Annotated in this window: 20 protein-coding genes and 1 tRNA gene; 9 read left to right on the forward strand and 12 right to left on the reverse strand. The window is 55.3% G+C overall.

Annotated elements, in window-relative coordinates; genetic code table 11:
* The first annotated feature begins 257 nt into the window (after positions 1 to 257).
* From ACQE3D_RS12030 to lplT, 3 genes are all read left to right on the forward strand, one after another.
* Positions 258 to 2,396 (forward strand): hypothetical protein, encoded by a 2,139-nt coding sequence (locus ACQE3D_RS12030; RefSeq protein ID WP_313727798.1) that lies wholly within the window; start codon positions 258 to 260, stop codon positions 2,394 to 2,396.
* A gap of 380 nt (positions 2,397 to 2,776) precedes the next feature.
* Positions 2,777 to 4,951, forward strand: coding sequence for an AMP-binding protein (locus tag ACQE3D_RS12035; RefSeq protein WP_427500581.1), 2,175 nt, complete (start codon positions 2,777 to 2,779; stop codon positions 4,949 to 4,951).
* A gap of 32 nt (positions 4,952 to 4,983) precedes the next feature.
* Positions 4,984 to 6,156, forward strand: coding sequence for a lysophospholipid transporter LplT (lplT, locus tag ACQE3D_RS12040; protein WP_313730256.1), 1,173 nt, complete (start codon positions 4,984 to 4,986; stop codon positions 6,154 to 6,156).
* On the opposite strand, the gene ACQE3D_RS12045 is transcribed toward lplT, so the two are convergent.
* A complete protein-coding gene (locus ACQE3D_RS12045) occupies positions 6,131 to 6,724 on the reverse strand; it encodes a TetR/AcrR family transcriptional regulator (RefSeq protein ID WP_071156731.1) in 594 nt (197 codons plus the stop codon). The genes lplT and ACQE3D_RS12045 overlap by 26 nt on opposite strands.
* A gap of 63 nt (positions 6,725 to 6,787) precedes the next feature.
* On the opposite strand from ACQE3D_RS12045, the gene ACQE3D_RS12050 reads away from it, so the two are divergent.
* Positions 6,788 to 7,294, forward strand: coding sequence for an NUDIX hydrolase (locus ACQE3D_RS12050; RefSeq protein WP_313730255.1), 507 nt, complete (start codon positions 6,788 to 6,790; stop codon positions 7,292 to 7,294).
* A 1-nt stretch (position 7,295) separates the two neighbouring features.
* On the opposite strand, the gene ACQE3D_RS12055 is transcribed toward ACQE3D_RS12050, so the two are convergent.
* Both ACQE3D_RS12055 and ACQE3D_RS12060 read right to left on the reverse strand, forming a co-directional pair.
* A complete protein-coding gene (locus ACQE3D_RS12055; RefSeq protein WP_175463663.1) occupies positions 7,296 to 7,724 on the reverse strand; it encodes an Hsp20/alpha crystallin family protein in 429 nt (142 codons plus the stop codon).
* 103 nt (positions 7,725 to 7,827) lie between these two features.
* Positions 7,828 to 7,904 (reverse strand) — tRNA-Asp (locus ACQE3D_RS12060).
* A 63-nt stretch (positions 7,905 to 7,967) separates the two neighbouring features.
* On the opposite strand from ACQE3D_RS12060, the gene ACQE3D_RS12065 reads away from it, so the two are divergent.
* Positions 7,968 to 8,627: a class I SAM-dependent methyltransferase gene (locus ACQE3D_RS12065; protein WP_313730254.1), complete on the forward strand. Its 660-nt coding sequence runs from the start codon at positions 7,968 to 7,970 to the stop codon at positions 8,625 to 8,627.
* On the opposite strand, the gene dmeF is transcribed toward ACQE3D_RS12065, so the two are convergent.
* Complete coding sequence (dmeF, locus tag ACQE3D_RS12070; RefSeq protein ID WP_168031629.1) at positions 8,590 to 9,579, reverse strand: CDF family Co(II)/Ni(II) efflux transporter DmeF; 990 nt, start codon at positions 9,577 to 9,579, stop codon at positions 8,590 to 8,592. The two genes, ACQE3D_RS12065 and dmeF, sit on opposite strands and share 38 nt — an antisense overlap.
* Positions 9,580 to 9,722: 143 nt before the next feature.
* Here dmeF and xseA point away from each other — a divergent pair, with 143 nt between their 5' ends.
* The gene (gene xseA / locus ACQE3D_RS12075) at positions 9,723 to 11,069 is read left to right on the forward strand and encodes an exodeoxyribonuclease VII large subunit (RefSeq protein ID WP_313730253.1); all 1,347 of its coding nucleotides are present in this window, start codon (positions 9,723 to 9,725) and stop codon (positions 11,067 to 11,069) included.
* Here the strand turns inward: xseA and ACQE3D_RS12080 are convergent.
* Entirely contained in the window at positions 11,066 to 12,142 is a 1,077-nt protein-coding gene (locus ACQE3D_RS12080) for an ecdysteroid 22-kinase family protein (protein WP_231883543.1), read from the reverse strand. The two genes, xseA and ACQE3D_RS12080, sit on opposite strands and share 4 nt — an antisense overlap.
* A 380-nt stretch (positions 12,143 to 12,522) precedes the next feature.
* Here ACQE3D_RS12080 and ACQE3D_RS12085 point away from each other — a divergent pair, with 380 nt between their 5' ends.
* Both ACQE3D_RS12085 and ACQE3D_RS12090 read left to right on the forward strand, forming a co-directional pair.
* Positions 12,523 to 15,798 (forward strand): bifunctional diguanylate cyclase/phosphodiesterase, encoded by a 3,276-nt coding sequence (locus tag ACQE3D_RS12085; RefSeq protein ID WP_313730252.1) that lies wholly within the window; start codon positions 12,523 to 12,525, stop codon positions 15,796 to 15,798.
* 45 nt (positions 15,799 to 15,843) lie between these two features.
* Positions 15,844 to 16,788, forward strand: a complete 945-nt coding sequence (locus ACQE3D_RS12090; protein ID WP_313730251.1) for a histone deacetylase family protein — start codon at positions 15,844 to 15,846, stop codon at positions 16,786 to 16,788.
* Between the two features lie 4 nt (positions 16,789 to 16,792).
* On the opposite strand, the gene ACQE3D_RS12095 is transcribed toward ACQE3D_RS12090, so the two are convergent.
* The 7 genes from ACQE3D_RS12095 to ACQE3D_RS12125 all read right to left on the reverse strand — a co-directional run bounded on the left by ACQE3D_RS12095 (position 16,793) and on the right by ACQE3D_RS12125 (position 21,186).
* Positions 16,793 to 17,284 (reverse strand): cytochrome P460 family protein, encoded by a 492-nt coding sequence (locus ACQE3D_RS12095; protein ID WP_064024993.1) that lies wholly within the window; start codon positions 17,282 to 17,284, stop codon positions 16,793 to 16,795.
* Positions 17,285 to 17,821: 537 nt separating this feature from the next.
* Positions 17,822 to 17,962, reverse strand: coding sequence for a helix-turn-helix domain-containing protein (locus ACQE3D_RS12100; RefSeq protein ID WP_409521119.1), 141 nt, complete (start codon positions 17,960 to 17,962; stop codon positions 17,822 to 17,824).
* Between the two features lie 611 nt (positions 17,963 to 18,573).
* On the reverse strand, positions 18,574 to 18,948 hold the full coding sequence (locus ACQE3D_RS12105; protein WP_313730250.1) for a hypothetical protein: 375 nt from the start codon (positions 18,946 to 18,948) through the stop codon (positions 18,574 to 18,576).
* A 93-nt stretch (positions 18,949 to 19,041) separates the two neighbouring features.
* Entirely contained in the window at positions 19,042 to 19,716 is a 675-nt protein-coding gene (locus tag ACQE3D_RS12110; protein WP_313730249.1) for a hypothetical protein, read from the reverse strand.
* A gap of 278 nt (positions 19,717 to 19,994) precedes the next feature.
* Positions 19,995 to 20,324 carry a hypothetical protein gene (locus ACQE3D_RS12115; RefSeq protein WP_313730248.1) on the reverse strand — a complete coding sequence of 110 codons (330 nt, stop codon included), beginning with the start codon at positions 20,322 to 20,324 and terminating at the stop codon, positions 19,995 to 19,997.
* Positions 20,325 to 20,407: 83 nt separating this feature from the next.
* On the reverse strand, positions 20,408 to 20,716 hold the full coding sequence (locus ACQE3D_RS12120; protein ID WP_168032346.1) for a hypothetical protein: 309 nt from the start codon (positions 20,714 to 20,716) through the stop codon (positions 20,408 to 20,410).
* Positions 20,717 to 20,802: 86 nt separating this feature from the next.
* The gene (locus ACQE3D_RS12125; protein ID WP_071158574.1) at positions 20,803 to 21,186 is read right to left on the reverse strand and encodes a hypothetical protein; all 384 of its coding nucleotides are present in this window, start codon (positions 21,184 to 21,186) and stop codon (positions 20,803 to 20,805) included.
* Positions 21,187 to 21,732: 546 nt separating this feature from the next.
* Here ACQE3D_RS12125 and ACQE3D_RS12130 point away from each other — a divergent pair.
* Entirely contained in the window at positions 21,733 to 21,831 is a 99-nt protein-coding gene (locus tag ACQE3D_RS12130; RefSeq protein ID WP_427501651.1) for a phage integrase N-terminal SAM-like domain-containing protein, read from the forward strand.
* Positions 21,832 to 21,864: the final 33 nt, after the last annotated feature.

Here is a 21,864-nt window from a genome sequence, read left to right on the forward strand (position 1 = left end):
GTCTACGACACCTTGCTCCGATCTTTTTAAGCCGCCGCCTGAAGAAAAATAGCTGTAGGCTATTGACTTATATAGAGTATTTTTTCTGGAAAAATCAACCATCAATGTGGGCACGCCGATTGCTCCGCGAAAGCCGATGCCGCGCGGATTCGTCGATTCAGGTTGTCTGGAGCAGAAACACCCGGAATAGTGCTTTCTATCCGTTTCCATCGCCCCGCAGCCGCCGCATCGGACTATCACCCACGACAGGATACATTATGAGAAAAACCATCACACTTCCCTTGGCCTTTGCAGCCGCGCTGGCGCTGGGCTACAGCCTGATGCCGCGAATCGAGGCGCCTTATACCGGTGTCGGCAGCGTCGAAACGCTAGGCTCGGTTTACGAACGCTGGAAATCCGCGTTCGAAATACAGGGCCACCCGGAAACCGTCAACATCGGTCTCGGCTATTCCAAATCGCTTTCGCGCGAACTCAGCGACGGCCAAGGTCAGGCCGCTATCGATCTGATGAGCGGGCAAGTGCGCATTTCGGTTAAAGGCTTGTCTGCCGAGCGGCCCTACGATGTCTGGCTGATCGACAACCATCACAGCGGCAACGCGATCAAGCTGGGTCCGATGTCCGCAAAAGCGGACAAACGGGTTTTCGCAACCATGCTCGATCGCGACCGTCTGAACGGCTTTACGTTGGACAGCGTTGCGATAACCTTGGCCGGCAAAACCCCAAGCGAAGGCGGTCTGCTATTCGGTTCTCCCGGATTGCTGCAACGGGTTTACTACACTGAACGCTACTGGCCAGCGGCCAATCTGGGCACTGTCGGCCACGCGGAACCGGCGGGTCAAGCCGAAGTCCCTTTCGATTTTCTGCTGCCTAAAACGGCGCACGCCGCCACCGCGGCAACCACCGACCAACAATTGGCCGAATTAATCGCCAAGGGTCAAAAGCTGTTCACCGAAGAAACCTTCGGCGGTAACGGCCGAACCTGTTCCACCTGTCACCGTCCCGACCGCAATCACACTATCGATCCGGCGTATATCGCTAAATTACCGCCCAGCGATCCACTGTTCGTCGCCGAAAACAACCCGGCCCTGGCCAATCTGGAAAAACCCGCGCTGTTACGTCAGTTCGGGCTATTCGTCGCCAACGTGGACGGCTTCGGCAAACCGCCGGTGATGCGGGCAGCGCCGCATTTGCTGGGGTTGTCGGCTTCGTTGAAATTCGAGACATTGGCGATGGGTGGTGAATTCACCGAAGACAACGATTATTTCGCGGAACACGATCCGATCGCGCAGCAAGACAATCGCCAAACCGAAGCCATCGGCTGGGGTGGCGACGGCGCGCCGGACGGCGGTTCGCTGCGCGACTTCGCCAAGGGCGCGGTCAAACAACACTTGCCCAAGCGTTTGGACCGGGTCGAGAACGTCGATTTCCGGCTGCCAACCGAAGACGAATTGGACGCGCTGGAAGCTTATATGCTGTCGCTGGGGCGTAGCGCCGACATCAATCTGGCGGCGATGACCTTCAAGTCGCCGCTGGTGCAACGCGGTCTGAAATTGTTCAACACCAAGAACAACCCCGGCGAGACCTTGAGCAACGGCTACCCGGTCGGCGGCACGCCGGTCTTCGGCACCTCGGCCAATTGCAATGGCTGCCATATGAACGCCGGCGCGATCAGTTCCACGACCGGCGGTAATCCGACCCGCGACACCGGCATCGAGCGCATGCGCGATCAATTGCATCACCTCGCCGACACTAGCGTGGCCTACGACGGCGGATTCGGCCAAGTTCTGCAAAGCGATTGCGGTCCGGACTACGATCAGCCTTGTTACAGCGACGGAAGCGTCGATCCGCGCAACATTCGGCCCGCGGATCATCCGCGCCTGAACCGTTTCAACACGCCCCCGTTGGTCGAAGCCGCCGATACCGCGCCGTTCTTTCATAATAACAGCGTCACAACGCTGGAAGAGACCGTCGCCTACTACAACACCGAATCCTTCAACCAGTCGCCGGGGGCGTTTACCTCCAAAGGCGTCAATCGTCAGGTGAAGCTCGACTCGTCGCAAGTTATCGCGGTTGCGCTGTTTCTGCGTTCGATCAATGTACTGGAAAACATCCGCAGTTCGAATGCGCTGGATCAAAAAGCCATCGACCAGGCCAACGCCAACAGTGTGAAATCGGTAAAACTGGCCATCGCCGACACTCAGGATGCGATCAGGGTGCTATCCGAGGCGGTAATCAACCCGTATCCGGAAGCCCTGAACAAGTTGGAAAAAGCGTTGGATTATGAACATCGCGCCGTTAACGGGTGGTTCATGACCGGGGGACAACGCCTACGCTTGCTGCAACAGGCCATCACACTGAAAAATCAGGCCAAGGCCTTGATCGTCACCGAAGGCTAAACGCCTTCTTTCCGAAAGCCCGCGCGCGGCAACACGAGCGGGCTTTTTCATGCGGACGAGTTACCGATAAGCCGATTGCCGATCGATGATATATTTTCCCTCGTCTCGAGTCCTAAAGCTGGATTGCTGAGTTGTTCGACCTAGCGGTCCAGGTAATCAAGCTCCGCATCCTTAAGGTCCTGTCGGGTAATGCTGTTTTCAAGCGTAACCAAGCGCCGGACCGGCTGCTAGCCTCACACCGTCGACTCTAAGCCTCGCTCATTCCGAACTGACGGAGGGAGGCGATTACGTTAATAATTGAACATTGTTTAATTATGTAATATATTGGCGCCCGGCAATTCGCTGACTGTCTGCTAATATGCGCGCACGGGAGGATATCTATGTTAAAGATTGTTTTACGCTGGCTAATGACGCTGGTCTTCAAGGTGAAGGTCAATGGTTTGGAGCACTACGCCCAAGCCGGCAAACGGGTGCTGATTATCTCCAATCACACTTCTTTTCTCGATCCGTTGTTACTTGGCGTGTTTTTGCCGGACGACATCACTTTCGCGATCAATACCCAAATTTCCCAACAATGGTGGCTGAAACCGTTTTTAAGGTTATCGACGGTCTTTCCGATGGACCCAACCCATCCGCTGTCGTTGAAGGCGCTGATTCATCATTTGCAAAACGACACCCGCACGGTCATTTTTCCGGAAGGCCGTATCACCGTGACCGGCTCGCTGATGAAAATCTACGATGGTACCGGCATGGTCGCCGACAAATCCGGCGCGACGATTTTGCCGATCCGGATCGACGGCGCCGAATACACCCATTTTTCCAAGCTGCGCAATATCGTGCGCTTGCGCTGGTTTCCGCGCATCACGCTGCAAATTCTGCCGCCGACCCGGATAGACACCCACGGCGCGGTGACCGGCAAAGCCCGCCGAAAATACAGCGGCCATATTTTGGCCGACATCATGACCGAAATGATGTTCGCCAGCAGTCACTACCGGCAAACCATTTTTTCGGCGTTGTTGGAGGCCAGAACGATACACGGTGGTAAACATCGGGTAGCCGAAGACCTGGATCGCAAACCGCTGAATTACGATGCCTTGGTGACCCGTAGCATTATTGTCGGCAAACTGTTGCGCAATATCAGCGCCAGCGGCGATCAGGTGGGTCTACTGCTGCCGAATTCGGCAAAAACCCTGTGCGTGATTCTAGGTTTACAACTGTATGGCCGAGTTCCGGCGATGTTGAATTACTCAATCGGCGCGACGGGTATGAAGTCGGCGTGCCGGACCGGGGTCGTCAAAACCGTGGTTAGCTCGCGGCGCTTTATCGAACTGGCCCACTTGCAAACCGAAGCACAGGCTTTGTCCGAGCAGGTGAATCTGGTGTATTTGGAAGATTTGGCGGCCGGCGTGAATGCCTTTGCCAAAATCATCGGTTTTATCCAAGCCAAGACCGCCGACTATTGGTACGATCACCGCCGCTGTAGTCCGGACGATGCCGCCGTGGTCCTGTTTACGTCCGGTTCCGAGGGCGAGCCGAAAGGCGTTGTGTTGTCGCACGGCAATATTATCGCCAATCACAAACAGTTAAAGGCCAGGATCAATTTCAATCCGCAAGACGTGGTGTTGAATTTTCTGCCGATGTTTCATTCCTTCGGCTTCACGGTCGGCACCATGCTGCCGGTGTTGAACGGGATGACTACATTTTTCTATCCGTCGCCGCTGCATTACAGCGTGATTCCGGAAATCGCCTACGACATCGGCGCGACCATCATGTTCGGCACCAATACCTTTTTGGCGGCTTATGCCAAGAAAGCCCACGCCTATGATTTCTATAACATGCGTTACGTCGTGGCCGGCGCCGAAAAATTGCAGGAAAGCACCCGCCATTTGTGGATGGACAAATTCGGCATTCGGATATTGGAAGGCTACGGCGCCACCGAAACCGCGCCGGTGACCTCGGTCAACACGCCTATGGACTACAAAGCGGGTAGTGTCGGCCGTTTCATGCCCGACATGCTCTACAAGCTGGAGCCGGTGGAAGGCATAGAGCACGGCGGTAAACTGCATGTCAGCGGCCCCAACATCATGAAAGGCTATCTGCTACCGACCAATCCCGGCATTTTGGTACCACCGGCCTCGGTCTACGGCGACGGTTGGTACGATACCGGCGATATCGTGCAAGTGGACGACGAAGGCTTCATCCACATTCAAGGGCGCAGCAAACGTTTCGCCAAAATCAGCGGCGAGATGGTGTCGCTGACCGCGGTCGAGCAACTGGCCGGTCAGGCCTGGCCGGACGGCCATCATGCCGTGGTCGCCCTGCCCGATCCAAAAAAAGGCGAGCAACTGGTATTGCTGACCAACGTCAAGCAGGCTACGCCCAAAGCCCTAGCGGCGGCCTCGCCCGGCGTGGCGGCAATCAATCTGCCGAAAAAAGTCATGATCGTCGAACACATTCCGATATTGGGAACCGGCAAAACCGATTACCCCGGCGCAACCCAACTGGCAGCCGAGTGGTTAAACGCCGCAAACACCGACGACGGCGACGACGCCTGACCCTAGCGACTTAATCCTAACGCCCCAAGGTCATGAATAAATCTATCTACCCGCTGTTGGTCGCCCAATTTTTGTCCGCGTTCGCCGACAACGCCATCTTGTTTACCGTTATCGCGATGGTAATGCAAGCCGACCATCCGCCGCCGTGGTATGTGCCGGCGCTGCAAAGTGTGTTTCTGGTAGCGTTCGTGGTGCTGGCGCCCTGGGTCGGCGGCCTCGCCGACCGACATCCCAAGGCCAGAATCCTGATCGTTGCCAATCTGATCAAGGCTGGCGGAGCCGGTTTACTGTTATTGCAGGTCGAACCGCTGCTGGCCTATTGTCTGGTCGGAGTTGGCGCGGCGCTATACAGCCCCGCCAAATACGGGATATTGCCGGAACTGGCTGGCCACGCCGGTTTGGTCAAAGCCAACAGCTGGATAGAAGGTTCGACGATACTGGCGATTCTGACCGGTATGACGGTCGGCGCCAGACTGGCCGATTATTCGGTGTATTGGGCGCTGACCTCGACGATCGCGCTGTTTATGGTCTCGGCCGCGACCACGTTATTTTTGCCGACCGGGCTGCGCAAGCCGATTCCGGAGGGATCGAAGATCTTGCTGTTTTTCCGCGAGGTCCGCGAGTTTCTGGCGTCGCCGCGTTCGCGCTTCGCGGTTCTCGGCGCTTCGCTATTCTGGGCCGCCGCCGCCGCGGTACGGGTGATCGTCATCGCCTGGGCGCCGGCGGTATTGCTGATGCATAACGCCAGCGACATCGCCGATTTGACCTTGTTTTTGGCAATCGGCATCGTTGCCGGCGCGGCCTTGGTACCGCGCCTGATTCCGCTGGAACATCTGCGCCGAGCCAGACTGCCGGCATACGCGATGGGTTTGCTGATCGTAGCCTTGAGCTTTACCGACGCAGTTTGGCCGGCACGCGCGGTGTTGTTTTTAATGGGTACCGCCGGCGGGATGTTCATTGTCCCGATCAACGCGGCTTTGCAGGAAATCGGTCAGCAAGGCATAGGCAGCGGCGGCGCGGTGGCGATGCAGAATTTCTTTCAGAACCTGGCGATGTTGATCGCGGTCGGCGGTTATACCGCCGCGGCGGCCGAAGCAAACCAGCCGGCCATAGCCCTGATCGTGCTCGGTGGCTTGTTGATGGCTGCTACCTTCGTCGTGGTCCGGCATTTGCCTGAGACTACGCCACCCGCCAACCCCGAATAAACGTCGACACCAACAGCGACACCGACGCCCGGGCCGAGTCGATCCCGGACGGTTGGCCATGCCCGGTCAGCGCCAATATACTGATGCCGTGGACCCCACTCCACAACGCGCGCGCCGCTCGCCGCTCGGATTCCGCGTCGGTACCGGCATGCAGTTGCCGTATCAAGCTTTCGACGATATCGAACATATACTCGATTTTTTGTTGATACCAATCCGGTGGCGCTTCTTCGCTCTGCATATCGAATATCATCCGCCAGCGGTTGAAATGCTTGGCGGCGAAATCCAAGTAAATATCCGCCAGTTTCATCAAACGTTCGCCAGGATCGCCGTCGGCCGGACAGGCCGCCAGATGCTCGGCCAACTCGTCCAGTGTCCTCGCTTTCAGGTGAATGATCAGATCGCTCATATTGGCGAACACCATGTAAATGCTGCCAACCGTGTAGCCTATCTCCATCGCGATTTTTCTGACCGTCAACGCATTGAAGCCGTCCTCCACGACGATGGTTTCGGCGGCGGCCAAAACCATTTCCTTGATTTGCTCCTGACTGTGTTCGCTTCTTCTAGCCATGTTTACCCTGCGGCAGCGTCCAAAAACCTTTAACATACACGACCTTGGATTGGGAATCGAGTCATGCATCACGAATTACTGGCGGTTGTCGACCAGGACGACCAAGTCGTCGACCATTTACCGCGCGGTGTGATTCACGCCCAAGGGCTACGCCACCGCGCAGTGCATATTTTAGTCTTTAACCGACAAGGCGAGCTGTTTTTGCAAAAACGCTCGATGTTGAAAGACTTGAACAAAGGACTCTGGGACAGTTCGGCGGCCGGCCATGTCGATGCCGGCGAGGACTACGAAACCGCCGCGCCGCGCGAGCTGATGGAAGAATTGGGCGTCAACGCCGATCTGCAAGCACTGTTCAAATTAATACCGACACAGGACTTGGGTATGGAATTCATCCAGGTGTACCGTTGCCGTCACGACGGTCCATTCCAGTTGGCGGAAACCGAAATCGACGACGGCATCTGGCTAACGCCCGACGCCGTCAGCGAACGGGTCGAACGCGACGATCCGACCCTGACCGTCACGTTCAAAATTATCTGGCGCCACTATCGCGAGCTAGACCGCACTGCTTAGATCACTCTACCGTCAAGCGCTGGCCGCTCTTGGCCTTGCTTTTTACCAGGGTCAGTGTCAATACGCCGTTATCGTATTTGGCCTTGCTGGCGGTCTGATCGATATCGACCGGCAACTGAAAGCTGCGCGAAACCTGACCGTAATAGCGTTCGCTGCGCAGAAGCTTATCTTCGTTGGACTGGCTGTCGATCTGACTGATGTCGGCGCTGATACCGACCACGTTGCCTTCGATACGGACGTGGATGTTGTCCTTGCTGGCGCCGGCCAGTTCGGCTTCGACGATGAATTCGTTCGGATTTTCCTTTATGTCGACTTTGATCTGGCTAGGCAGGGGATCGCCGTGCAACGGCCGCACCAGATAGCCGGGACTAATATCCCGAAACAACTCGTCGAATAAACCGCGTTGACTGAATGAACTCAAACTGCTCATCACAATTCTCCTGCTGTTATTAGGGGAAAGCCAATGATACGGAATGAATCGCGGTTTGAAAACAACCGGCGGATAGCCTAAACGGCCTACTGAAAAACGAAGTTGGCGGAGCGGACGGGGCTCGAACCCGCGACCCCCGGCGTGACAGGCCGGTATTCTGACCAACTGAACTACCGCTCCGCTGTTAAGAGCGGCGCATTCTACAGTATATTTGCTAACCGTCAAGCAAAACCAATACCATTTATGCCAGATATTCCCTGCCCGCTTTGCGGCGCCGCATCTTCCGTCGAGTTTCATCGCGACCGTAACCGCGACTATCGGCGTTGCGGTCGATGTCGCCTGGTCTACGTGCCTGCCAGCCAGCATTTATCGCAGGATGCCGAGAAAGCGATTTACGATTTGCATCGGAACCAAACGGACGACCCCGGTTATCGTTGTTTCCTGTCGCGCTTGGCCGCGCCGTTGCAAGAACGCTTGGCGCCCGGCGCTAGCGGCCTGGACTTCGGCTGCGGCCCCGGTCCGGCCTTGGCGGCAATGCTAAGCGAAGCCGGCCACGCGGTGAAGCTATACGATCCGATTTACGCCGCGCACCCGGCCTTGTTGTTACGCCAATACGATTTCATTGTCTGCACCGAAGTGGTCGAACATTTTCGGCGGCCGGCAGAGGAGTTCGAACGAATATTCGGCATGTTAAGGCCTGGCGGCTATCTGGGACTGATGACCAAACTGGTCATTGACGCCGCCGCCTTCGCGCGCTGGCACTATAAGAACGATCTCACCCATATCGGATTTTATTCCCGAGACACCTTGACTTGGTTGGCGAACCGCTATGGCTGCGGCATCGAATTCGTGGCCGCCGACGCCATCATTCTGCGTCGCAATCCCGACCGTTACAGCGATTAACTTCGACCGTGACATGGTCCAATTGGGAAAAGCCGGCCAAGCGGGTTTTGTAATACGCTGGCGACTGGGGGAATTGCGTGACGACGCCGACAATGGCCGCGCAATGATTGGCGCTGAGTCGCCAAACGTGCAGATCGCTGACCTTGGTTTCGCCGTCGGCCTCCAGTTCACCGCGAATACTGTCCAAAAAACCGGTTGCCATACTCTGATCCAACAACACCGGCGCCGTCTCGCCGACCAGTCCGTAAGACCAAATCAGGATGACCAACGCGCCGACGAAGCCCATCGCCGCATCCAGCCAGACCCAACCGTAGTATTTGCCGGCGAGCAGCGCGACCATCGCTAGCACCGACGTCAACGCGTCGGCCATCACATGCAGATAGGCGGCCCGTAGATTATGGTCTTGGTGGTGATCGTGAGAATGGCTGTGGTCGTGATCGTCATGATCGTGGTGGCGATGATCGTGGCCATGCTCGGCATGACCATGGTGATGATCGTGGTGATCGCGCAGCAACAGCGCGCTCAACAAGTTGATACCCAGCCCCACCGCAGCCACGATAATGGCTTCGTCGAAGCGTATCGTTTGCGGCATCATCAGCCTTTCGACCGACTCGGCGGTCATCGCCAAGGCCACCATCGCCAACGCGATCGAACTGGCAAACCCCCCGAGCACCCCAACTTTCGCCGGACTGAACGCAAAGGTATTGTCGAATTGGTGCAGCCGGGTGTAACGATAGGCAAAGATGGTGATCATGAAAGCGACCACATGGGTTGCCATGTGCCAACCATCGGCCTGCAACGCGATCGAATGAAATTGCATGCCCGCGCCGATCTCAACCAACATCGTCGTAAACGTCAACAACAACACCCATTTGGTCCGCCGCTCACCCTTACGGTTGATTCTGGCGAAGTTGTGCGGATGCTCCCAACGACTTAATTGATGTACATGCATGACTGGCTTCCCGATTTCCCGATGCTGGCGCGAATTCAAAACCGCATTCTAGCTCAGCCGACCGACAAACTCCCAGTACGTTCTCGGCGCCAATTCACGATTCGCTTTAAAATGCCGGTTCCGTTATACCCACCTAAATTCCGATGGCCAATCCGTCCGTTTTTACCGTCAGCCAGCTCAACCGCGAAGCCAAGCGCTTGCTAGCGCAGCATTTCCTAACCGTACAAGTACAGGGTGAAATATCCAACCTCAGCCTGCCGGCTTCGGGTCACGCCTATTTCACGTTAAAAGACGCGCAGGCCCAGGTACGCTGCGCGATGTTCAAGGGCCAGCAATCGACGCTGCGGTTCAAGCCGGCCAACGGTCTGCAAGTGCTGGTGTCCGCCCAAGTCAGCCTGTACGAGCCGCGCGGCGATTACCAACTGGTCGTCGAACGGATGGAGGCGGCTGGCGAAGGTGCGTTGCGGCAGGCTTTCGAACAATTGAAAGTCAAGCTGTCCGCGGAGGGTTTGTTCGACAGCGACCGTAAACAAGTATTGCCGCTAATTCCAGCCCGGATAGGCGTTATCACTTCGCCGAGCGGCGCGGCGATCCGCGACATCCTGACGGTCCTGAAGCGGCGCTTTCCGGCGATTCCGGTGGTGATTTATCCGGTCGCGGTGCAAGGCGAGGCCGCGCAATTCGAAATCAGCGCCGCACTGGCGGCGGCCAATCGCGATGCGGCGGTGGACCTTGTGATTCTGGCGCGCGGCGGCGGTTCGCTGGAGGATTTGTGGGCGTTCAACGAAGAACGCGTGGCTCGGGCGATCGCCGCCAGCCGCTTACCGGTGATCGTCGGCGTCGGCCATGAAACCGACGTCACGATAGCCGACTTCGTTGCCGACCTGCGCGCACCGACACCGTCGGCCGCCGCCGAACACGCCGTACCGGAACAAGCCGCTTGGCTATATGCCTTTACCGACGCGGAACGGCGCTTGACGCGACTAATGCAACTGAAACTGAGCAGCTCTCGGCAACAGCTGGCTTGGCGCGAAAAAGCCTTGCAGGCTCAGCACCCCGGCGAAAAACTTCATCGCAACGCCCAACGCTTGGACGAACTGGAGCGCCGTCTGGCCCACGCTCAGCAGCGCCGGCTTAGCCAGCAGCGTCAACACTGGTTGCAAGTCGAGGCTCGCCTGAAACAGGCCCAGCCCACCGCCGCATTGGAACGCTACCGGAATCGCTTGGAATTTCTGGAGCAACGACTGGCTGCGGCGATGAACCGTAAACTGGCGGACCTGGCCCAACGCCAAGCGGCGGCAGGCGCCACCCTGCACGCGGTTAGCCCGCTGGCAACCTTGCAGCGCGGCTACGCGATCGTCCAACGTCACGGCGAAACGGCAATCATTAAATCGGCCGCGGATCTGGCGGTCGGCGATTGGTTGGACATCCGTCTGGCGAGCGGACAAGTGGTCAGCGAGGTCAAACGGCTTACACGGGACGTGGCCTAGCGCAAGTCCAGCGCGGCGTAACTGTCGTGGTCGTCGACGGCGGCGGATGCCCGGCGGATCATTTCCAGATTGGGTTCGGCGTCCATCAGACCGCCGATCGCCAAGGTCACGACCATCGCTTCGAAAGGATAGAGTAGATGGGCACGATAGCGTCGCAGCAAGCCCGATTCGTCGAGCTGATCGATGCCTTGTTCGGACAGCGCGCCGAGATAGCGCTGCAATAGTGACCGTTCGTGCGCGCGTCGCACTTCGGGAGTCAGCGCGGTCGCCATAAAGTAGGCCAGATCGCCTATCCCTTCGCCGGCCCTGACCAACTGCCAGTCGAGGAACCCCGGACCCGACGAGGTCCAGAACAAGTTGCCTGGATGACAATCGTGGTGAATCAGGGTTTTGGTGCCGCTGCTGAGGGATTGCGTAATCCGGCGGCGATTGCGGGCATAGTTCAGCGCTGTGCCGTGCAAGCGGGTCGGCACCAATCCGCCGGCCCTCCGCAGTCCCCGCTTCATCAGCGGTACCGCCAGAACCGTACCCATTTGATGCTCGATTTGCTGACTGAAGCCGTTGAGCCAGCGGTGCTCCCGCAGCAAATGGGCGTTCCCCCAAAATCGTCCGTGAAAACGCGCCAGATTGTCGACGACTTGAACGGCCTGTTCCGCCGTCAAGGCCTCGCCGGATTGACCGGCCCTGTGGCCAAACTCGGCCAGATCCGCCATCACCAGCGTACTGCCGCCCCAGCGCGTTTGGGCGGCCAGGATTTTAGGCAATCTCACCGGCAAGGACGGCGCCAGCGCCTTATAAAAACTGACTTCCTTGTGCAACAACCGAGGCAGGGCGGTGATCAGCCTGGAACGCCAGGCCAGCGACGGCGTTTTGATAAACCAGCGCGACGGCACCTCCGCTTGGGCATCGTGTTGCACGGTAATCCGCCAGCGGGTCGAGGTACCGACATTGACCGAATCGACGCAGACGTCGGCGACTCTGGCCGCCGACACGTGTTGATCAACGATTCGCTGCGCCCATTGTCGGGACAAATGTTCGGGCTTAGCCAGTACTATATCGGGCCGCGTGCTCACCACGCCCCCTGTTGCACCGGCCGGCACCGCGTCGCCGTTTCGGATCGGCCGCCTGAAAAAAATGGGTTCATCGTCGCCTGTCGAATGAAAATTGCGTTGACGCGCCGCCGCTCGAAGCTATCGATGAGGACCGGCGCAACCTAACATTTCTTAACAAAAGCGGCGCATTTTACTATTAGGGTGGTAAGTTACAACCACGAGCGCGCGCCGCGCATTTCGATTGCCCATATCGACCAACAACTTTTGCTAGAATCTGGAATGTTTACAAGCCCTTTTTCATCGCCTCCGGTATCCAATGCCTATCCCATCATCTACCCTAGCGCCGGCGCGTCTTGATGTGTTCGGCACCGAAGTGACGGCTGCCTATCGACTGAGAGGAAGTGGCCAACGTGGTTAAGGCTTTGCGTTCGCCGGGCTTCACGACCAGCCTGTGGTTGACATTCGCGGTTTTCGTTGGCTTTACCGCGATGTTCACCCTGTACGTCCGTTCGGAGAAAGCGATAGACCGAGCCAACGACATCCGTATTCAATCGGTGTTACTGGCTGGCGAATTGCGCCAGTCCTCGGATGATCTGACCCACATGGCGCGCAGCTACGTGGTCACCGGCCATCCGATTTACAAGCAACACTATCAAGAGATTCTGGATATTCGCGACGGTAAAGCGCCAAGGCCGGTCGACTATCAAAATGTCTATTGGGACTTGGTCTTGGCCGACGATCGACGGCCAAGACCTTCCGAAGACCGAGCCGCGCCATTGCTGGACTTAATGCGCACGGCCGGCTTCAGCGACACCGAAATGGCCGATCTCGCCTTGGCCAAGACCCGCTCCGACGCGTTGACCGCGATCGAAAGGGCCGCGATGGCTCTGGTCGATCAGGCGGAGCCGATCGCCGATCCGACCCGCATGCGAGCTAGCCAAATGGTGCACGATGCGGCCTACCACCAAGCCAAGGCGGCGATCATGGAACCGATCGGCTCCGCCTACCAAATGGTCGAAAACCGTACCCAACAAACAGTGAACGAAGCGATTTCCACCGCGATGACGATGCGGATCGGTCTAATCGCTCTGGCCGCGCTTCAGGTGCTGACCTTGCTGTTTGCGCTCCGCAATCTGAACCGAGCGTTGGGCGTTTCGGTGGAAGAACTACACAGCCATATGGTCCGCATCGGCGGCGGCGACTTTCGAACCGCGATTCCGCTGACCGCCAAGCAAGACAACAGCGTGATTGCCTGGCTGGCCGACATGCAATGTCGGCTGGCCAGCCTGGAGGCCGAGCAGCTTCAAGCCGAAATGCGGGCTCGGCGGCTGACTCAGTTGTACGCAGCGCTGAGTCAGTGCAATCAAGCCATCGTGCGCTGCGCCAATCAGGAAGAATTGTTTCCTATCATCTGCCGCGACGCGGTGTTGTTCGGCGGCATGACGATGGCCTGGATCGGTTTGGTGGACGAATCCGCCCGAACGGTCAAACCGGTTGCCGGTTACGGCGACAGCATGGACTATCTGAATCAGCTTGAAATCAGCATCGATCCGAATCTGCCGAGCGGGCGCGGCCCCACCGGGATTGCGATACGCGCGGATCGTCCCTACTGGTGCCAGGACTTTCAAAACGATCCCAATACCGCCACCTGGCGCGACCGAGCCACGGAGTGCTACGTCCAAGCGTCCGCCGCATTGCCCTTGCATCGCGACGGCCGGGTCATCGGCAGTTTTAATTTATATTCAGGCCAATTAAATGCCTTCGACGACGACGCCCGAAACCTGTTGCTGGAAATGGCGATGGATATCGACTACGCGTTGATGGGCTTCGACCGTGAGGAAGAACGCCGCCGTAACCAGCAAGCCGAGCAATTTCGCGGCTTTATGTTGGAGAGCTTGAATAGCGGAGCGCCGCTGTCGGCGATATTGATCAACGTCGTCACCAAACTGGAGTCCATTATCGCCGACAGCCGTTGCTCGGTACTGCTATTGGACGAAGCCACTCAACAATTGCGCTTAGCGGCCGCGCCCAATTTACCGGAATTTTATAATCAGGCGGTCGACGGCTTGCCTATCGGTGCCGGCGTTGGCGCTTGCGGCAATACCGCTTACACCGGCCAACGCACCATCGTCGCCGACATTCAAACTCATCCGTACTGGGCCGCGTACCGCGACATCGCCCGTCATGCCGACCTGGGCTGTTGTTGGTCGGAACCCATCCTCGCCAACGGCAACCGCGTACTGGGTACCTTCGCGATTTATCGAAGTTATCCGGCGGAGCCCGACCGCTATCATTTGCAACTGCTGCAAATGGCGGCGGATTTCGTGACGCTGGCGATAGAGCGTAAGAAAGCCGAGGACGACATTTATTTCCTGGCCAATTTCGATCCGTTGACCGGCTTGCCGAACCGGGCCAGGCTTAACGAACATCTGAAGCTGGCGATCGGCATCGCGAAACGCACTAACGGGCATCTAGCCCTGATGTTCCTGGATTTGGACCACTTCAAGGACATTAACGATACCTTGGGGCACACCATAGGCGACGCCTTGCTGATTGAATTGGCCGGCCGCCTGAAACAAGTATTGCGAGACGAAGATACCATCACGCGTCTGGGCGGCGACGAGTTCATCTTCCTGTTGCCGGGCACCGATGCCACCGGCGCGGCTTGGGTCGCTCAGAAATTGCTGGATACCATCGCCGCCGCGTACCGGATCGATCAGTACGATTTAACGTTGACCGCCTCTATCGGGATCGCCATCTATCCCGGCGACGGCGACGACCTGGAAGCGCTATCGCGGTGCGCGGATACCGCAATGTACCGCGCCAAACAGGAAGGGCGCCACGGCGCCCGATTCTTCACGCCGGAAATGCAGGCCAGTTCGGCCCGGAATCTGCAACTGTTGAATGCGTTACGATCGGCGTTGGAGCGCGACGAATTGACCTTGCACTATCAACCCCAAATTGCCTCCGGCAGCCGGCGGCTTATCGGCGCCGAAGCCCTGTTGCGCTGGCGACATCCGGAATTGGGTTTGGTGTCGCCGGCAGAATTCATTCCGTTGGCCGAAGAGAGCGGCTTGATCCTGAGCATAGGCGAATGGGTGATCCGAACCGCCGCCCGCCAAGCCGAAAGCTGGCGCCAAGCCGGCTTCCCGCCGTTCATCATGGCGGTGAACGTATCCGCCGCCCAATTCAAACAGCCTGAACTGCCCGAATTGGTCGCGGACATTCTGCATGAAGTCGGCCTGCCGGCCGAATACCTAGAACTGGAATTGACCGAAGGCGTGGCGATGCACAATCCGCAAGGCGTCATCGCGATGATGGCGCAGTTTCACGAGCGCGGCATTCGGATGTCGATAGACGACTTCGGGACCGGCTATTCGTCGCTGAGCTATTTGAAGAAATTCAAGGTTTACAAATTAAAAATCGACCAATCCTTCGTCCGCGATCTAACCAGCGACCAGGAAGATAAAGCCATCGTGGCGGCGGTGATCAGTTTAGCGAAGAGTCTGGGCCTGAAGACCATCGCCGAAGGCGTCGAGACGGTCGAACAACTGGACTACCTGCACCAGCAGGGCTGCGACGAAATGCAAGGCTATCTGTTCAGCAAGCCGCTCCCGGCCGAGGCCTTCACCGATTGGTTGCGAGCACATGCCGAACCGGCATCGTCCGGCGATTGATCCCGCGACAACGTTCAAGCGCGGCCCAGGACTAACGAGATCGGAATGACGACACTTTATTACAGCCACGCGGACTGCTTAAACCACGACACCGGTCCCACCCATCCGGAAACAGCGGCTCGTCTGCTAGCCATCGATAGCGCACTGTCGTCAGCGGACTTCGCCAAACTGGTGCGGGTCGCGGCGCCATTACCGAACGACATCGAAGACAAATTGGCCTTGATTCACTCAAAGGCCATGATTGCCAAGGTCGTTGAAGCCGTTCCGGCCGAGGGACTGGTAAAGTTCGACGCCGATACGGTCGGGTCGGCGGGTTCGCGTCTGGCGGCATTTCGGGCGGTCGGCGCGGTGTGCGATGCTATCGACAAGGTGTTGAGCGGTGCAGCGGATAACGCTTTTTGCGCAATTCGTCCACCAGGCCACCACGCAACGCCGGACTACCCGATGGGGTTCTGCCTATTCAACAATATCGCGATCGGCGCCGAATACGCCAGAACCCATTACGGGCTGACGCGCGTCGCCATCGTCGATTTCGACGTGCATCACGGTAACGGAACTCAAGCGGCGTTTTACGCGCAACCGCAAGTGTTGTATGCATCCAGCCATCAGTGGCCGCATTATCCAGGTAGCGGATTGGCGCGGGAAACCGGGGTCGGCAATATTATCAATCTCCCGCTTGCCGCGGGAACCGACGGCGCGACTTTCCGGACCCAATACCGGGAAACCCTACTACCGGCCGTCGCGGCCTTCCAGCCGGAATTGCTATTGATTTCGGCCGGCTTCGACGCTCACCGCGACGATCCGCTGGCCGGCTTGAATCTGCTGGAAGCCGATTTCCGATGGTTGACCGACCAACTCTGCGAGATTGCCCACGCCTGTTGCCGGGGGCGGATCGTTTCCAGCCTGGAGGGCGGCTATGATCCTCGAGCGCTGGGCGCCAGCGTGGCGGCGCATGTCGCCGCTCTAATGGCGAGCGGCGACGCCCAATGAGTGTTTATTGCAAATTGCTCAGCGTGTAGACGTAATCGCTGTCCTTCATCGGCGAATGACAAGCAAAACAGGTCGCGGATTTGTCGCTGTCCAGCATCTTCAAGGTTTTGCCTTCCCAAATGCCGAATCCCCAACCGCCGGTATTCGAGTATTTCCGGCTGTCCTTGACCATCGCTTCGGCGGCGGTGAATGCGCCGGGAACCGTGGCGGCTTCCCAATTCGGATGTTTTCGTTGATCCCATTTGATTTTGGCGATCACCGTCCCGTCGGGCCAGGGCTTGGTTTTGCCAGCCCGCGCCGCCGCGATGGCGGCATCGTTACCAACGATGGCGCGCACACTGTTCTTATCGTGGCGTAGCGATACGCCCAACAAGCGCCAGTCGCGGTATTCGCCATGCTCGATTTTGGCCGCGACGCCGGTCTCGGCCAGAGTTTCGCCGCCGACCAGCACCAATGCCGACGCGACCAGCACGCCGGCGTATTCGATAATTTTCATGAAATGCTCCGTTCCGTAAGATTGATTCGGGCCGATAGTCTAACTGCAAACCCAGGAATCGGCGCGATCGGTCAGCGAAACACCAGTATTCGCCTATCGCCGATTGATGCCAGCGTGCAATACGCGAGGTATATTGGGCTTGCAATCGAAAACGCGCAAACGAGCAATCAGCGCAATTTTCTAGCGGAATTAAGTGCAACTGTACAACGCCAACTGCCCGTTTCAGGGTAATAGTCCATCAGTTCGATGGCCCTGCGAGTGGAAGCATGGCAGCCCTTCTTATTAGTCGTCCGCGATTTGAATGCTACGATCAGTTCGCATTGGTGCTGCAGATTTCGGCAGCACACGCGGTTTGCCACGGTCGCCGCGATGGACGGTCTTAGGTTTGTGTAAATCCCGGAGTGCGCGATAAACCATGTCGGTGGAAGCGGCGTAGAGTTCGTCGATGGATTTGACCTGGGTAGCTCGTTCCGGACTTTTGCCGGCAATCGATCCAGCCGTTGGCGCAATGCCAACAGCGAGTCGGCGGGTATCGGGCTATGCCGCGTCGCGGGCATTGACACCCTGCTCCGCGAGATAGTTATACAGGGTGCTTTTGGAAATCCCCATGATTTGGCAGATTTTCACAGTGCTGTGTTGGCGTTCTTTTAACTTGCCAAGTAATTGCGACTGGCCCAATGAACAAGGCTAAGGCCGGACGGATCATTTAATCCGTCCGTAACGTTTGTCTTACCTTCAAACTTGGTTTGAAACGTTCAGGACGGGGTATATACCCCGTCCCGCTCAGATACCCCGTCCCGCTCAAGGACGGGTTGCATACCCCGTCCCGCTCAAGTTGTTGGGGCTGGGCGAATTACCAAGACCAAGACTGGACGGATTATTTAATCCGTCCGTAACGTTTGCCTTACCTTCAAACTTGATTGAAACGTTCAGGACGGGATGCATACCCCGTCCCGCTCAGTTCTAAAATGGCGGAACGCTGTCGTCTTCCGCCTTACGGCCTTACGGCCTTACGGACTTATTGGGGGCTGGCCCGATTATTCAACTCGCTCGTAACGTTAGTCTCGCCTTCAAATTGGCTTCAAACGTTCGGAACGAGCCTTTGCCCGAAGCCGGACGGATTATTCAATCCGTTCGTAACATTTGTATTACCTTCAAACTTGATTTGAAACGTTCAGGACGGGGTACATACCCCGTCCCGCTCAAGGCCAAATGCATGATTGCAAAATCTGACCCCAGGCTTTTCGTATTGCGGGTTATCACGTATTGTCGTGTTTATTTGAAATAAGTTATCTCAAAACTTTTTTCCACTCACCACTACCCCACTCATATTCCTTCCCTGTAAATCTAATATGCGAATCATCGACAGCGTCAATTATAAGTTCTTTTGGACCAGTGAAAAGTTGAAAATATTTTGATACGAAAGTAAAAAGAGTGGAACCCGGCCCTCCCTTTATACGCGATTCTCGTAAATACAAGACTCCATTACTTACCCACCAACGCCCTTCAAATCTATCCCCGATAATTGAGAAAAGCACGTCTTCAGCTTTCTCTTTAGGCAATTGCTTAAAAACGTAGGTACCATCCGGCTGTAAATCAAGTACCAATGACTTGACTGAACCATCTTTCTTCCATGTTCCAATAATTTTTGTCTCAATGGTCATTATTTACTATCCCGATTTATTCATCTGGTGATTTGCCTGCGCCTAACACCTAAACTCAGCCATGCTACTTACAGCATCGGCTGGAGTACATTGTTATTCATTACTTTTTCGTGCAAATCCTAGCAAACCAAGCATGCCACTACCAAACAACAATGCTGCTGATGGAAGTGGAACTTCTGGCACATATTCAGTGTAACCATTTACTGCTAACACATTTGACATACCGTCTGGCGTGTAAAAACTGACCGAACTATTCATAACTATATCTTTAAATGCAAAACCGGCATACGATTGATTACTAGCCACTAGATCTGCAACGTAGTTGGTTACATCAAAAATATACAAACCAAGATTATTTATTCCACCGGTTGTCAATATTAAATTATCTTGCAAAAGATCATCATAAGTAATAATGCCGTCTCCTGAATAACCATGTATTTCCAGTATGGGGGTTTCAGAAAAAACATCAGGGTACGCAGAATACCCAGTTGCAAGAAGGTATAACTCTGCTGACTGTACTTCTGTGACACCTTCTAATGAAAATTCAATGGCGCTCTTGGATTCATATGGAAGACCTAAAAAGTTATTCGCTAATGCTCCACCAACATGTGGCGCACCACATTCGAAGTCAATAGAATCCGGTCTCTCACAGAATGCTGCTTGGTCAGACGCATATATGCTTGCTGCAATTGATGATGAACAATAAAATAGTGCTAAATAAGGTATACAAACTAATTTTATTGTAAGCGCCTTACAAAAAGTTAGCATGTGTTTTCGGTGTCGCGTCCCTGGGTGGATGCTGGACTGAGAGCCATCTATACATTCAGACTTGTTGTTATTCGCTTATTAGACATTTTATTTCTCCTATAGTTAATAAAGGTTTATGCATAACGTGAAGCTAACCGGCGAGGGCAAGCGCAGCTTGACCGAGTCCATTGAGCGAAGCGAACGGGGTTGAGCGCAAGGTTATGCATATGATGCAAAAATTGCCTACTGGTTGGAAATTTACACCACTGCACAAGAATTGCCCTCAATGTGGATTTGACTTAAGCCAACAATCTGTAGAGGCCAAAGACAATAAGAATTGCGCCGAGAACATCGAATGCGACACCAACAAATCTGGGGTTTCTTGGATGACTGGTGATGACGCCGCCAGGGTGATAAGCAGTAGCGCTCATGAGCGCCGTTTGAAGTGGGTGGTTGATCCACTCTCCGAGACCGACGAAGAAACAGCCAAGAGAAATTACTGCGGTGGGAATGGTGGGAAAGGAGGCGGAAAGAACACCAGCGCCTGCGGACAGAAACACAACGAAGCTCACGACCATAAGCACTTGGTACCAATAATCGAGCGCAAGTTTGGAAAGCGGATTATCCATTGGCTACTCGGGCGGAGTTGAAATATGCATAACGCCAAGCTAAGGGGCGCGCAGCGAAGCGGAGCGTCCCTTTGAGCGACGTGTTATGTTGCATTATTCGATTCCTGCTCATCATTGTAGAAAGCGATTCCTGGCTCAAGGGTTTCCAGTCCATCAAAATTTTCAATCTCGTACATTTCTTCTAGATAAAGCATTGGCGGATCATCTTCTGTATTTAAATGAGCCCCTTTTAACCGCTCTATATTCCTTACAAGATACACCGCTTTTAACTCGGCCTCTTCATGGTTGTCCGCCTCAACGTATCGCGTCACATAAAATCCCATGCGCTCAATTTTTCCATCCACTTCCATAAGGAAGTTCTGACCATTGATGATTACTTCATACTTATTCATGTACTTACAACATAACGTAGAATTCAGCCGATGCTTGAAGCGTAGCGGAAAGCGGTCGGCTGGAATGATAAGTTATGCATTGATTGTTACTTTGTTTCGGTTATCAACACGTTAGGATTTGCTGGGTCGTAAAAGAAATAGGTATAGAACTCAACCGGCTTGCCATTATCGAGTTTCGGTGAATACCCCTTATCAAGGATAAATTTCTTAGCCGCATCTACATATACTGGTGGAACAGACACATCAACTGGAGCTACGCCGCCAGATATTGGATCAGTGACGCGGGCAACCCGCACTGAACGAACAGACCCATTGACCTCCACCACAATACCAAAGATTACGCTATATAGTTTCTTGGCTTTTCCTGTAACGTAGCTCGGAGAATTGGACGACTTCGCTAGGACAGTACCGGCCAGAAGCATCGCAAGGATTCCCCAGAACTTTATCCAATTCGTCGTATTACGCCCCATTCGTGGCTCCATATTGGTTGACTGCATAACGAATAGAGTTAACCTGCCAAAGCGGAGCGAAGCGGAGTTTTGGTCAGGTTTAACGACTGGTTAAATGCCTTGATGACATTTCCAAACAATAATTTTGATTCAAGCAAAGAAACACGAATGACGCTGAAAATCATGGCTTAACCTGGAGGGAAAAACCTTGTCTGGTTGAACGCATGTTAACCTGCAAGGTTTTTCCCTCCAGGTAATAACATATTTTCATGATTTCTTCAGCCATTATTTGCTATTTCTTTACGATAAATTAATTGCTTTCCAAGCCTTTCGAGATTGGCCCCGCATTTAACTATTGATTATCAGGCAAATCTGCCCGTATAACCTGATATTCACCGCCTTTTCAGGCACTTTTGCCTGCGTATCCGTAAAAGTGGGCATGTTTGCCTCGATAACTTGATATTGGCGGCCAATTCAGGCAACCTTGCCTGCGTATTAAATTCGCCGCTGACTTTATCAGGTAGGTGTTTTGTGTCAAGCACCAAATTGCCAAGCTTATTGGACGATGTGCGTCGCGTGATGCGGTTGAAACATTATTCCTTGCATACCGAACGTAGTTACTGCGATTGGATCAAGCCGTTCATTAAGTTTCACCGGATGACCTGAGCAGGCCGGGGTTTGTAACCCCGGCCTAAGCGT

The sequence above is a fragment of the Methylomonas sp. MS20 genome, assembly GCF_050275925.1.
GTDB classification, from domain to species: domain Bacteria; phylum Pseudomonadota; class Gammaproteobacteria; order Methylococcales; family Methylomonadaceae; genus Methylomonas; species Methylomonas koyamae_A.

Bases quoted from the DNA above. Each gene is read 5' to 3' on its own strand.
- ACQE3D_RS12030 (WP_313727798.1), top strand. From the start codon at position 258: ATGAGAAAAACCATCACACTTCCCTTGGCCTTTGCAGCCGCGCTGGCG.
- ACQE3D_RS12035 (WP_427500581.1), top strand. From the start codon at position 2,777: ATGTTAAAGATTGTTTTACGCTGGCTAATGACGCTGGTCTTCAAGGTG.
- lplT (WP_313730256.1), top strand. From the start codon at position 4,984: ATGAATAAATCTATCTACCCGCTGTTGGTCGCCCAATTTTTGTCCGCG.
- ACQE3D_RS12045 (WP_071156731.1), bottom strand. From the start codon at position 6,724: ATGGCTAGAAGAAGCGAACACAGTCAGGAGCAAATCAAGGAAATGGTT.
- ACQE3D_RS12050 (WP_313730255.1), top strand. From the start codon at position 6,788: ATGCATCACGAATTACTGGCGGTTGTCGACCAGGACGACCAAGTCGTC.
- ACQE3D_RS12055 (WP_175463663.1), bottom strand. From the start codon at position 7,724: ATGAGCAGTTTGAGTTCATTCAGTCAACGCGGTTTATTCGACGAGTTG.
- ACQE3D_RS12065 (WP_313730254.1), top strand. From the start codon at position 7,968: ATGCCAGATATTCCCTGCCCGCTTTGCGGCGCCGCATCTTCCGTCGAG.
- dmeF (WP_168031629.1), bottom strand. From the start codon at position 9,579: ATGCATGTACATCAATTAAGTCGTTGGGAGCATCCGCACAACTTCGCC.
- xseA (WP_313730253.1), top strand. From the start codon at position 9,723: ATGGCCAATCCGTCCGTTTTTACCGTCAGCCAGCTCAACCGCGAAGCC.
- ACQE3D_RS12090 (WP_313730251.1), top strand. From the start codon at position 15,844: ATGACGACACTTTATTACAGCCACGCGGACTGCTTAAACCACGACACC.
- ACQE3D_RS12095 (WP_064024993.1), bottom strand. From the start codon at position 17,284: ATGAAAATTATCGAATACGCCGGCGTGCTGGTCGCGTCGGCATTGGTG.
- ACQE3D_RS12105 (WP_313730250.1), bottom strand. From the start codon at position 18,948: ATGACCATTGAGACAAAAATTATTGGAACATGGAAGAAAGATGGTTCA.
- ACQE3D_RS12110 (WP_313730249.1), bottom strand. From the start codon at position 19,716: ATGCTAACTTTTTGTAAGGCGCTTACAATAAAATTAGTTTGTATACCT.
- ACQE3D_RS12115 (WP_313730248.1), bottom strand. From the start codon at position 20,324: ATGGATAATCCGCTTTCCAAACTTGCGCTCGATTATTGGTACCAAGTG.
- ACQE3D_RS12120 (WP_168032346.1), bottom strand. From the start codon at position 20,716: ATGAATAAGTATGAAGTAATCATCAATGGTCAGAACTTCCTTATGGAA.
- ACQE3D_RS12125 (WP_071158574.1), bottom strand. From the start codon at position 21,186: ATGGGGCGTAATACGACGAATTGGATAAAGTTCTGGGGAATCCTTGCG.